This window comes from Streptomyces sp. NPDC101118 (assembly GCF_044759445.1).
Lineage (GTDB): Bacteria > Actinomycetota > Actinomycetes > Streptomycetales > Streptomycetaceae > Streptomyces.
Genome location: NZ_JBIVZG010000003.1, coordinates 283,602 through 295,411 on the forward strand (window position 1 = coordinate 283,602; position 11,810 = coordinate 295,411).

10 protein-coding genes and 1 riboswitch are annotated in these 11,810 nt (G+C 73.0%); of the genes, 7 read left to right on the plus strand and 3 right to left on the minus strand.

Annotation, left to right across the window (positions count from 1 at the left end; translation table 11 throughout):
* Window positions 1-199 precede the first annotated feature (199 nt).
* The gene (trpD, locus tag ACIQUQ_RS07215; protein WP_403972258.1) at window positions 200-1,264 is read left to right on the plus strand and encodes an anthranilate phosphoribosyltransferase; all 1,065 of its coding nucleotides are present in this window, start codon (window positions 200-202) and stop codon (window positions 1,262-1,264) included.
* Window positions 1,265-1,400: 136 nt separating this feature from the next.
* A riboswitch (SAM riboswitch) is annotated at window positions 1,401-1,517 on the plus strand.
* Window positions 1,518-1,735: 218 nt separating this feature from the next.
* Entirely contained in the window at window positions 1,736-3,172 is a 1,437-nt protein-coding gene (locus tag ACIQUQ_RS07220; RefSeq protein ID WP_403972260.1) for an aminotransferase class V-fold PLP-dependent enzyme, read from the plus strand.
* A 104-nt stretch (window positions 3,173-3,276) separates the two neighbouring features.
* On the opposite strand, the gene ACIQUQ_RS07225 is transcribed toward ACIQUQ_RS07220, so the two are convergent.
* Together ACIQUQ_RS07225 and ACIQUQ_RS07230 are read right to left on the minus strand one after the other, a co-directional pair.
* Complete coding sequence (locus tag ACIQUQ_RS07225) at window positions 3,277-3,558, minus strand: Lrp/AsnC family transcriptional regulator (RefSeq protein WP_399939655.1); 282 nt, start codon at window positions 3,556-3,558, stop codon at window positions 3,277-3,279.
* Entirely contained in the window at window positions 3,555-4,265 is a 711-nt protein-coding gene (locus tag ACIQUQ_RS07230; RefSeq protein ID WP_403972263.1) for a rhomboid family intramembrane serine protease, read from the minus strand. The genes ACIQUQ_RS07225 and ACIQUQ_RS07230 overlap by 4 nt, the downstream gene beginning before the upstream one ends.
* Window positions 4,266-4,433: 168 nt before the next feature.
* Here ACIQUQ_RS07230 and ACIQUQ_RS07235 point away from each other — a divergent pair, with 168 nt between their 5' ends.
* The 5 genes from ACIQUQ_RS07235 (at window position 4,434) to ACIQUQ_RS07255 (ending at window position 9,876) form a co-directional block, all read left to right on the plus strand.
* Window positions 4,434-4,673, plus strand: a complete 240-nt coding sequence (locus ACIQUQ_RS07235) for a hypothetical protein (RefSeq protein ID WP_114057246.1) — start codon at window positions 4,434-4,436, stop codon at window positions 4,671-4,673.
* Between the two features lie 45 nt (window positions 4,674-4,718).
* Window positions 4,719-6,083: an NYN domain-containing protein gene (locus tag ACIQUQ_RS07240; protein ID WP_403972266.1), complete on the plus strand. Its 1,365-nt coding sequence runs from the start codon at window positions 4,719-4,721 to the stop codon at window positions 6,081-6,083.
* A 256-nt stretch (window positions 6,084-6,339) separates the two neighbouring features.
* Entirely contained in the window at window positions 6,340-7,365 is a 1,026-nt protein-coding gene (locus tag ACIQUQ_RS07245; RefSeq protein ID WP_399939664.1) for an NlpC/P60 family protein, read from the plus strand.
* 250 nt (window positions 7,366-7,615) lie between these two features.
* Entirely contained in the window at window positions 7,616-8,656 is a 1,041-nt protein-coding gene (locus tag ACIQUQ_RS07250; RefSeq protein ID WP_403972268.1) for an NlpC/P60 family protein, read from the plus strand.
* Window positions 8,657-8,682: 26 nt separating this feature from the next.
* Window positions 8,683-9,876, plus strand: a complete 1,194-nt coding sequence (locus tag ACIQUQ_RS07255; protein ID WP_403972270.1) for a hypothetical protein — start codon at window positions 8,683-8,685, stop codon at window positions 9,874-9,876.
* Between the two features lie 712 nt (window positions 9,877-10,588).
* Here the strand turns inward: ACIQUQ_RS07255 and ACIQUQ_RS07260 are convergent.
* A complete protein-coding gene (locus ACIQUQ_RS07260; RefSeq protein WP_403972272.1) occupies window positions 10,589-11,746 on the minus strand; it encodes a glycosyltransferase 87 family protein in 1,158 nt (385 codons plus the stop codon).
* Window positions 11,747-11,810 lie beyond the last annotated feature (64 nt).

Below are 11,810 nucleotides of genomic sequence, written 5' to 3' on the forward strand. Positions count from 1 at the left end.
GCCGTCCGGGCACCGGACGGGCTCGTCCGGGCGTCCGGGCGGTCGGCCGGTCGGAGCGGTCCGAGGCCCTCAGGCAGCCGGGCCGTCCATATCCGTCCATAGTCCGGAGGTCCACTGTCTGGACGGGGCTCTTCGCCGTCCGTGGGGGTCGATAGGCTGAGGGTGACCCCTTTTTCGGCTGTGGACCCAGGAGTGGACCATGAACGTTGTGACCCCGGCAGGCGGCGACAGCGTGGCGGACCGGTCCTGGCCGGGCGTCCTGGACGCCCTCCTCACCGGACAGGACCTCTCCGCGGACGACACCGCGTGGGCCATGGACCGGATCATGCGCGGCGAGGCGACCAACGCCCAGATCGCCGGCTTCGCGGTCGCGCTGCGGGCCAAGGGCGAGACCGTCGCCGAGATCAACGGCCTCGTGCGGACGATGTACGCGCACGCCAACCTCATCGAGGTGCCCGGCCGCACGGTGGACATCGTGGGCACCGGCGGCGACGGCGCGAAGACCGTCAACATCTCCACCATGTCGGCCGTCGTGGTCGCCGGCACGGGCGCCAAGGTCGTCAAGCACGGCAACCGGGCCGCGTCCTCCGCGAGCGGCGCCTCGGACGTCCTGGAGAAGCTCGGCGTCAACCTCGACCTCACCCCGCGCCGCGTCGCGGAGGTGGCCGAGGAGGCCGGCATCACCTTCTGCTTCGCCGTCAAGTTCCACCCGGCGCTGCGGCACGTGGCCGCCGCCCGCAAGGAGCTGGGCATCAGGACCACCTTCAACTTCCTCGGCCCGCTCACCAACCCCGCCCGGGTGCGCTCCCAGGCCACCGGCGTCGCCGACGCCCGGATGGCGCCCATCGTCGCCGGCGTGCTCGCCGAGCGGGGCTCCTCCGCACTGGTGTTCCGCGGGGACGACGGTCTGGACGAGCTGACCACCACCGCCACCTCCCGGGTCTGGTGGGTCCGCGACGGCAAGTCGGTCGAGCAGTCCTTCGACCCGCGCGACGTCGGCATCCCGCTGGTGGACGTCGCGGAGCTGCGCGGCGCCGACGCCTCGTACAACGCCGACGTGGCCCGTCGCCTGCTGGCCGGCGAGACCGGCCCGGTGCGGGATGCCGTACTGCTGAACTCGGCGGCGGCCCTGGTGGCCGTGGAGCCCGGCGGCGGCTCCCTGGAGGAGGAGATCGCGGCGGGCATCGCCCGAGCGGCCGAGTCGATCGACTCCGGCGCGGCTCGTGCCGCCCTGGAGCGCTGGGTGGCCGCCAGCAACGCGTAGCGCCTGCTCAGGGCCCGGTGGGCCCTGAGTCCGAGGGGGCCGGGACGGCTGCGTCCCGGCCCCCTCGCGCGTACGGCGGGTCCGGGATGCGGACAGCCGCTTGCGCGGAGCGGATCTTGTGGCAGGATGCTCACCAGGTCACGAGTGACAGCGTTTTGGCCCCGGCTTGCTGTCCGGCAACCCTCCGTCCGTGGCGGGGTGCCCCGGGTGATGACCAGGCCGTGGGCAGCAAGGCCCTCGGCAAGCGCGGACCCCTCGAACACCAGGGGTCCTGGTCTCTCGAGGAGCTTCTTCCGTGAGCAAGCGAATGCGATAAGCGCCCAGCGCCCTTCTTCACCCCTCCGTACGGTTCCGCGGCACTTCCGCGTCCCCGTGCGTCGAGGCAACTCCCGTACTCCACGTGCCGCTCCGGCGTACCCGCGTACGGGCCGAACGAAGCCATCCGCCCTTCCTCCACCGGGAGACACCGTCATGTCCGCGTACCCGAACGCCGCCGCTGCCACCACCGTCACCCCCTCCGCCCCTGCCGCCTCCACCGACGCCGCCCCGGCCGGGGCCGACGCCTGCTGTGACGGGCCGCTGCCCGTGCTCGGCCGGGACGTGACCGTGCCGCTGGTCACCGGCGGCGAGGTCACCTACGCGGCCCTGGACTACGCGGCCAGCGCCCCCGCGCTCCAGCGGGTGTGGGACGACGTGGCCGCGTACGCCCCGTACTACGGCAGCGTGCACCGGGGCGCCGGGTACCTGTCGCAGCTGTCGACCGACCTGTTCGAGCAGAGCCGGGCCACGGTGCACGAGTTCCTCGGCTGCCGGCCGTCCGATCAGGTGATCTTCACCCGGTCCACCACCGACTCGCTCAACCTGCTGGCGCAGGTGCTCCCGGCCGGCTGCCAGGTGTTCGTCTTCGAGACCGAGCACCACGCCTCGCTGCTGCCCTGGCGGGACGCGCGGGTGACCTACCTCAACGCCCCGCGGACCCCGGAGCAGGCCGTGGAGACCCTGGAGCGCGCGCTGGCCGACCGTGAACCCTACGGCCCCGCCCTGGTCTGCGTGACCGGCGCCTCCAACGTCACCGGCGAGCTGTGGCCGGTCAGGGAACTGGCCGCCGCGGCCCACGCGCACGGCGCGCGGATCGTGCTGGACGCCGCCCAACTGGCGCCCCACCACCCGGTCTCCGTCACGGAGCTGGACGTGGACTGGGTGGCCTTCTCCGGCCACAAGCTGTACGCGCCCTTCGGCTCCGGCGTGCTGGCCGGCCGCGCGGACTGGCTCCAGGAGGCGGAGCCGTACCTGGCCGGCGGGGGTGCCTCCCGGAAGGTGACGCGGCGCGTCAGCGGGGAGGGCGCCGGGGGCGTGGACGTCGAGTGGCACACCACCGCCGCCCGTCACGAGGCCGGTTCGCCGAACGTGATCGGCGTCTACTCGATCGCCTCCGCCTGCCGGGCGCTGACCGAGGCCGGCTTCGACCGGCTGGTGGCGCGCGAGCAGGAGCTGGTCCGGCGGGTCCGCGAGGGCCTGGCCGACGTGCCCGAGGTGCGGATCCTGTCGCTGTTCGGCGACGACGCGCCCCGCGTGGGCGTGATCTCCTTCGTCGTGGACGGCTGGAACAGCTCCCACTTCGCCGCCGCGCTGTCCGCCGAGTACGGCATCGGCGTCCGCGACGGCCTGTTCTGCGCCCACCCGCTGGTGCGCACCCTGCTGGGCAGCGAGCCGCAGGAGCCGGGCGAGTGCGGGGCCCCGGAGGCGGCCCCCGGTGAGCGCAGCCTGAACGCGATCCGCGTCAGCTTCGGCGCCGGCACCCCCGACGAGCACGTGGAGCGCTTCGTCGGCGCCGTCCGGGAACTGGTCACCGACGGCGCCAAGTGGCAGTACCGCACGGAAGAGGGCCGCTGCGTCCCGGCGGTCTGACCGTCGCTCACGGACCCGATGGTCCGTTCCCGATCCTCGTGCACGATGTGGCGGGCCCCGGTGGCCCGCCACCGGCATGCCCGGGACGGTGCGGTCCCGAGCGGTCAGGCGTCGAGGCCGATCGCGAAGGCGGCCTCGAGGTCGTGCTGGGAGTAGGTGCGGAACGCGACGTGCGTGTCCGTGGCCTCGACACCGGGGATCTTGCTGATCTTGCCCGGGATGATGTCCGCCAGGTCCTCGTGGCGTCCTACGCGGACCATCGCGATCAGGTCGTAGGTCCCCGTCACGGAGTAGACCTCGCTGACGTTGTCCAGCGCGGCGATCGACTCGGCGATCTCGGGGATGCGGTCCACGCTGGTCTTGATGAGCACAAGGGCGGTGATCACGGCTGGCTGTCTCCCTCGGTGGCCGTGGCTGGGTCCTTCACTCTAGTCGTACGGCGGTAGCGCCCCCAGGCGTAGAGGAAGCCGATCGAGAAGCCCACGAGGTGGGCCAGATAGGCGACCCCCGGCCCGCTCCCGGCCCGGTTCGCGGCCACCCACTGCAGGGCGAACCAGAACACCAGCACGATCCAGGCCGGGAAGCGCAGCGGCAGGAAGAGGAGTACGGGGACCAGGCTGGTCACCCGGGCCCGCGGGAACAGGCAGAGGAAGGCCCCGAGCACGGCCGAGATGGCCCCCGAGGCGCCGATGAGGGTCTGCGGGGAGTCGGCGTTGGCCGCCGCGTACGCCAGCAGCGCCAGGTATCCGGACACCAGGTAGAAGAAGGCGAACTCCAGGCGGCCCATGCGCTCCTCGGCCATCACGCCGAAGACGTAGAGGAAGAGCATGTTCCCCAGCAGGTGCAGCCAGTTGCCGTGCACGAAGAGCGCCGTGAGCGGGGTCAGGGCGGCCCGGCCCGAGCCGGTGAACAGCTCGTCCGGCACCACGCCCCACCGGTGCAGGTACTCCGTCTGCGCGGCCAGCAGCTCGTCGCCGGTGCCGTACAGCGGGTCGAAGCCGGACAGCGGACCGAGCAGGAAGAGCACGGTGCAGGCGGCGATCAGGGTGTGCGTGACCAGCGAGCCCCGGACGGTTCCCCACCTTACGATCATGACCAGAGCATCCCGTATGGGACGGACCGGGACAGCTTGCCTCGCCGTGTCTCGCATGGAGGACAGGGCTCCACCCGGCAGTCGCGACAGGCCGTAGGGTTACGAGCGGTACGGAAGAGAGCACGCAAGCACCACGCACCGAAGTCCCAGAAGGAGAGAGACGGCCCGATGACGGTTCCCCTGCCGACCGCCACGACCCGCTGGCGCTGCACCCTGTGCGGCAACCTCACCCGGTTCGACGTGACCCGCTCGTCCAAGGTGGTCGAGTACGTCCACCTCGACCTCGCGGGTGAGCCCAAGGTCGAGGAGCGCGAGGTGGTGAGTGAGACCATCGAGTCGGTCCGCTGCCGCTGGTGCAACGCGGTGGACCAGATCGAGCTCGTGGACAGGCCGGGCGCCGACTCCTGAGGGAGCGGCCGCCCTTTACGACGGTTTTGACGGTAGGGGTGACGGATGGTGGAGCCTGCTAGCGGCGCTGAGCCGGCCGGTGCGGCCGGCGGCGGCGCCGAGGCGCTCGACCGGCCTCTGCCGGAAGGCGTGCGGCGCCGGGTGGTCGCGTTCGTCTCGGACGCCTTCGGCGGACTGACGGTCGCGGACCTCCCGGCGCAGCTGCGCCAGTACGCCCGCTTCACGCCGTCGCGACGGGCCAAGTTCGCCGGCAACGCGATGGCCGCGGCGCTGGAGAGCGACCCGGTGTTCCGGGGCCGGATCGGGGAGCGGCTCAAGGAGACGCAGGCCGAGCTGGCCGGTGCGCTGGAATCCGGGGCGCCGCCGGCCGCCGCCGACCCGCTGGACGTGGCGGCGGTGGCGTACGTGCTGCGCCCGGCCGGCTGGGTCAAGCTGGTCGCCGCCGCGGGCGAGGAGGCCCAGCGGGTCGACGCCGAGCGGGCGGGCGAGGAGACCCAGCGGGAGCTGGAGCGGCTCCGGGAGGAGCTGGCCGCGCTGCGCGAGCACCAGCGCACCGGCGGCGAGCAGCAGCGCCAGGAGCTGGAGGCCGCCCGCAAGGAAGCGGAATCGCTTCAGCGCAAGCTGCGCAGCGCCCAGAACGACGTCAAGCGCGGCGAGGCCGCGCTGCGCAAGATCACTGCGGAGATCGACGGGATCCGGTCCGAGGCGGCGGCGCAGGTGGCCGCGGCCGAGAGCGAGACCCGTCGGCTGAAGTCCCGGCTGGCCGAGGTCGAAGCGGCGCTGGAGGCAAGCCGGCGCTCGGCGCGCGAGGGCCGCAGCATCGAGGACATGCGGCTGCGGCTGCTGCTGGACACCGTGCTGGAGTCGGCCCAGGGGCTGCGCCGGGAACTGGCGCTGCCGCCGGCCTCGGTACGGCCGGCCGACACCGTGGACGCGGTGGAGCCCGGGCGCATGACGCCGAAGGACATCGCGGCGCGGGCGCTGTCGGAGACCGATCCGGCGCTGCTGGACCAGCTGTTGGCACTGCCCCAGGCGCACCTGGTGGTCGACGGCTACAACGTGACGAAGACCGGGTACCCGACGATGCCGCTGGAGAAGCAGCGGCTGCGGCTGCTGGGCGGGCTCTCGGTGCTGGCCGCGCAGACCGGCGCGGAGATGACCTGTGTCTTCGACGGCGCGGAACTGGCGGCGCCGGTGCTGCTCGCACCGCCGCGCGGGGTGCGGGTGCTGTTCTCCAAGCCCGGTGTCACGGCTGACGAGTTGATCCGTCAGCTGGTGCGCGCCGAGCCGCCCGGGCGCCCGGTGGTCGTGGTTTCGACCGACCGCGAGGTGGCCGACGGAGTGGCCAAGGCGGGGGCGCGGCCCGTTGCGTCCGCCTTGTTGCTGAAGAGGCTTTCGCGCCTCTCGTAACTCCTGTGGCTAATGCCCGATTTGGCTGGACGTGTCTGGGACGGACCGTCAAGTGGCCGCCACGGAGCGTGCGCTGTAGGTAAAGAAGCTGGTCGGCGCGCGAGATTTTGCTCATCAGGATTTGAAGTGATCACAGGAAGGTCACTAGGGTCTGGCATCAAACCTTCGTGCGGTTGATCACCCATTCGGGGTGGCGGGCGGAGGTACCGCCGAGACTGCGTTGTTCGGCGGCTCTAGGAAGAAGGAGCTCGCCCCCGTGGCGTCCCACCGTCGACCCAAGCAGCCGACCCGCGCTCGTGTGACCGTGCTCACCGCAACCGCCGCCGCGGCCGTCGCCCTCGCCTCCCAGTCCGCTCAGGCCGCCCCGGCCAAGCCGAGCAAGGACGAGGTGAAGGCCAAGGTCGACGCCCTCTACGAAGAGGCGGAGAAGGCGACCGAGAAGGCCAACGGCGCCAAGGAGCAGCAGGACAAGCTCCAGAAGCAGATCGGCGAGCTCCAGGACAAGGTGGCCCGCGGCCAGGGCGAGCTCAACGAGATGCGCAACGCGCTCGGTTCGCTCGCCAGCGCCCAGTACCGCTCCGGCGGGGTCGACACCTCCATACAGCTGCTGCTCTCGGCCGACCCTGACGAGTACCTCGACAAGGCCGCCGTGCTCGACCAGTTGAGCGCCAAGCAGGTCGAGTCGGTCCAGAAGATCCAGGCCAAGCAGCGGGCCCTCGCCCAGCAGCGCGCCCAGGCCGCCGGCAAGCTCAAGGACCTCGCCGACACCCGCAAGGAGCTCAGCGAGAAGAAGGCCGCCGTCCAGGCCAAGCTGGCCGAGGCGCAGAAGCTCCTCAACACCCTTACGGCCGCGGAGCGGGCGAAGCTCGACCAGGAAGAGGGCCGCGCCAACCGCAGCGGCGCCAGCCGCCCCGACCTCGGCAACGTGAAGCCCTCGGGCCGCGCGGGCGCCGCCCTGGCCGCCGCCCAGACCAAGCTCGGCTCGGCGTACATCTCGGGCGCCGAGGGCCCCAACGCCTTCGACTGCTCCGGTCTGACGCAGTGGGCCTACAAGCAGGCCGGCGTCGGCATCACCCGCACCACCTGGACCCAGGCCAACGAGGGCACCCGCATCCCGATCAGCCAGCTCCAGCCGGGCGACCTGGTGTTCTTCTACTCCGACCTGCACCACGTCGGCCTGTACGCGGGCAACGGCATGACGCTGCACGCCTCCAACCCGCGCGGCGGCGTCAAGTACGAGAAGATCAGCTACATGAGCCCGCAGTTCGGCGTCCGGATCTGATCCCGCCCCGCTGAACGGACGGCGACCCGCCGACACCCGCCCATCCGGGCGAATTGCGACACCCGAAGCTGACCCCGCGCCCCGCCGGTGACCTGTGTTCTCCGGCGGGGCGTCACTGTGTGTGCCGAAACGGGTCGTTGGCCGGGGCGCGCGCCCGCGGCTAGGGTCGCCCCGCGCGGAGACCCGGCACACGGCCGTCCACGGGGGACGGACCCGGTCGCCGCGCCAGCGGAAGGGAGTGCGGCTTCCTGTGGCGTCCCATCGTCGGCCCGTGTCCTCGGGCCTGGACCGCGGCACCAGGGTCACCGTCCTGTCTGCCGCCGCCGCTGCCGCGACCGCCGCGGCCGCGATGTCGGGGGCTCCCGCGAGCGCCGCGCCGGAGGAGCCGGCCGACAGCGCCCGGGCCCGCGTGGACCGGCTGTTCGAGGAGGCCGAGCAGGCCACCGAGCGGTTCAACAAGGCCGGCGAACGGGCCGGCCGGCTGCGCGCCGAGGTCCGCCAGGTCCAGGAGGCCGTCGCCCGCGGCCAGCAGCGCATCAACACCATGCGGGGCGTCCTCGGCAGCTACGCCGGAGCCCAGTACCGGGCCGGTGGCGTCGACCCCTCCGTCGAGCTGATGCTCTCCGAAGACCCCGACGGGTACCTGGAGAAGGCCTCGGCCCTGGACCGGCTGACCAGCCGCCAGGCCGACAGACTGGACGAACTCCGCGAAGCGCAGCGCAAGCTGGCCCAGCAGCGGGCCGAGGGCTCCCGCAAGCTCGCCGAACTGGAGCGGCTGCGCTCGGACGTCGCCCGGCACAAGCGCTCCGTCACCGCCAAACTCGCCGCCGCCCGGCGGCTGCTGAACGAGATGCCCTCCGAGGAGCGGGCCGCCTTCGAGCGTGCCAACCGCTCCTCAGGGCGGGCCGGCGCGCTGCCCGAGATCTCCGGCGGCGGCGCCCCCTCCGGCCGGGCCGCTGCCGCCGTGATGGCCGCCCGCGCCGCCGTCGGCCGCCCGTACGTCTGGGGCGCGACCGGCCCCTCCGGCTTCGACTGCTCGGGGCTGATGGTCTGGTCGTACCGGCAGGCGGGGGTCGCGCTGCCGCGCACCTCACAGGCCCAGCGCCACGCCGGCCACCAGGTGCCGCTGTCCGAGGCGCGCCCCGGCGACCTGATCACCTACCGCTCGGACGCCAGCCACGTCGGCATGTACGTCGGCAACGGCCAGGTCGTCCACGCGCCCTACCCGGGGGCGCCGGTGCGCTACGACCCCGTCGGGATGATGCCGGTGTCCGGGGTGACGCGAGTCTGAGCCCGCACGGACGTACGATCGGGCACGTGGTACGTACGGGTCTGCGCGCGCTGGTGGGGCTGCTCCTGCTGCTCGGGCTGGTCGCCGGATGCACCGCGGGCGGCACCACTCCCGCCGGCACCGACGACGACCGGTCCGTCCGCCGGGTGGTGGCCGACTGGTCGGCGGCGCAGCTGGCCCGCGACGAGGCGCGGTACCTGTCCCTGGACCGGCGCCCGGAGGCGCGGGCCGCCTACGGCAACCTCGCGCAGGTGCCGCTGGCCGCCTGGGAGTACGGGGTGCTCGGGGTGAAGAGGGAGGGCAACCGGGCGTTCGTCGCCGCCGAGCTGCGCTACCGGCTCGCCGGGTACGACAGCGTCGCGGTGACCTCGCCGCGCGAGCTGGAACTGGCGAAGCGGGACGGGCGCTGGTCCGTCGTCTCCGACCGGCCCGGCGCGGGCGCCCATCCGCAGCTGTGGGACCAGGGCCCGGTCACCGCGGTGCGGGGAGCGCGGTCGCTGGTGCTGGGTGTCGGGCAGGGGCGGGGGACCCTGGAGGGGGTCGCGGAGACGGCCGACCGCGCGGTGCCCGAGGTGACCTCCGCCTGGCCGGGGAAGTGGCCGGAGCGGGTGGTCGTCCAGGTGCCGTCCTCGCTCGACGCGATGGCCGCGCTGCTCGGATCGCCGGCGGGCTCGTACGGGGGGATGGCCGCGGTCACCACCAGCCCGGGGGACCGGGTGACGGTCAACCCCGGCGCGTACGGACAGCTGGGCGAGCTGGGCCGCCAGGTCGTCCTCACCCACGAGACCGCGCACGTCGCGACGCGGGGGGCCACGACCTCCCACACCCCGCTGTGGCTCTCCGAGGGCTTCGCGGACTGGGTCGCGTACCGCGACACGGGCCGTACACCGGCCCAGGTGGCGCCGGCCCTGGCCCGCGCGGTCCGGGCGGGCACCGCGCCGACGCAGCTGCCGGAGGCCGGGGAGTTCTCCTTCGCGGGCGACAGCGAGCGCCTGGCGAGGGCGTACGAGTCGGCGTGGCTGGCCAACCGCATGATCGAGCAGCACTGGGGCCGCGACAAACTGATCGCCTTCTACGAGGCCGCCGCCACCTCCCCGCAGTCCGCCTTCGCGAACGTCCTGGGCACGGACCAGCAGGCCTTCACGGCGGACTGGCGGGAGTACATGCAGGAGCAGCTGGGCGGGGGCGGCAGTGGTGACGGCGACGAGGATGACGACTGAGGTGTGGGAGGGTGCGGGCCGTTCCTGGCCTGGCGGCAGGGGCGGTGGCGGGACGGGTGCGGGCCGTGCCCGGCCCTGCGGCCGGGGTCAGTGGTCAACGGCGAGCCCGTGGACATGCCTTCTGGGGTGCGCTTCCCCGAAGCGAGCCAAGCCTGCCCGGCAGTGCGCCTACAGGCCTTCATGCGCCCCGGCCTCCTACCTCCTGTAGCCGGCCCAGGCGTTCAGAGAAGCGTGGTTGCTGATGGTGGGTGGCTGATGGAGGCTCCCGTGCGCCGGTGATCGCCCGCACCTATCGCGTGGGCGCACCTTCTGTGGCTGAGGTCCGAGACAGCAGCAACCATCGAAAACCGGTAGTCGTGAACACCAGCCACAGAAGGTGCGCCCAAGCGAGACGGTCACGCGGTCTCCGGCGCACGGGAGCCTCCATCAGCCCACCAGCCAGCTCAGCCACGCTTCTCTGAACGCATGAGCCGGCTACAGAAGGTAGGACCGGGAGGCGCATGAAGGCCTGTAGGCGCCATTCCGGTTGAAGCAGTGGGCATGCCGGGAGGCGCACCCCAGAAGACATGTCCACGGGCTCACCGTTGACCACGGCCCCCGGCCGCCAGGCCGGGCACCACCCGCACCCATCCCGCCACGCCCCCGGCCGCCAGGCCGGGCACGGCCCGCACCCAACGCCTCCCCCCCGAGGCCAGAGGTCCCCCCCTGCGCCTCAGACGTGGGTCCGGGCCGGGCAGGAGCCGGAGGGGACCGTGTCGCGCCAGAGGGCCCGGCAGGCGAGGGCCGTGGCCGTGACCAGGAGGGCGTTGCGGATCAGCAGGACGGTGATGCCCAGGGCGTCGCTGTGGACCACGTGCGAGAAGCCCAGGGGAAACTCCAGCAGGGTGGCCAGGGCGGCGGCCAGCACGACCCGGGCCGCGGGCTCCATGCGGGAGGAGCGCATCGTGAGGCAGACGGCGGCCAGGCCCACCAGCCACAGCAGGTACTGGGGGCTGATCACCCGGCTGGTGACCGTGAACAGCAGCACCGCGGCGAAGGCGGCGTCCGCCATGGTGTGCGGGCCGAAGGCGCGGGCCCGGAAGCGCCACCACAGCAGCCACGCGAAGGACAGCAGGGTCAGGGCCAGGGAGGCCCGGCTGACCAGCGGCACGTACGGGCCGAGGAACTCCACCGACCCGTAGTTCATCATCACCTCGCCCTCCCAGCCGAAGTGCCGGGCCACGTGGAAGACGAGGGCGCCCAGGGACTCCACCTCGGTGCCCCGGTCGCGCTGGAAGGCCAGGAAGGCCAGCGCCCCGGGCATCAGCAGCGTGAAGGCCGCCAGCACCGCCGCGGCCGTCACCCCCGCCGACACCCAGACGCTCCGCGCCCGCACCCCGGTGAGCAGCAGCACCGGCCAGACCTTCACCAGCGCCCCCAGCCCGATCAGCGGCCCGCGCAGCCGGGGGACCAGCAGCGCCGCCACGGCCAGGGCGGTGACCATCAGGTCGTAGCGGGCGTACGCGGTGGGCCCGAGGAGCGGCAGTCCCACCACCCACGTCCAGGCCCCGGCCCGTCGGCGCCCCGGCCGCCGCCCGGCCCGTACCAGCAGGAGCGTCACCACCGCGTCGGTGAGCAGCGCCAGCACGAAGAAGGCCGTGGGGTACGGGAGGAACGGCAGCATCCCCGGCGCCAGGACGGGGACCGCCGCACCCGGCGGGTACTGCCAGGTGACGTCGTCCAGGGGGAACGAGCCGGTGCGCAGCACCTCGTACCAGCCCTGGTAGATCACGGACACGTCGGTCGTCACGTCGGGTCCCGGGAGGGTGAGGACCTTCAGGACGAAGAGCATCAGCAGGGCCCGGGTGGCCGACCAGACGGTCAAGAGCATCGAGCCATTTTGCCGTGCGGCCGGGGCCGGGAGCGATTCGGCGCGGCCGTTCGGTACTGTCGCA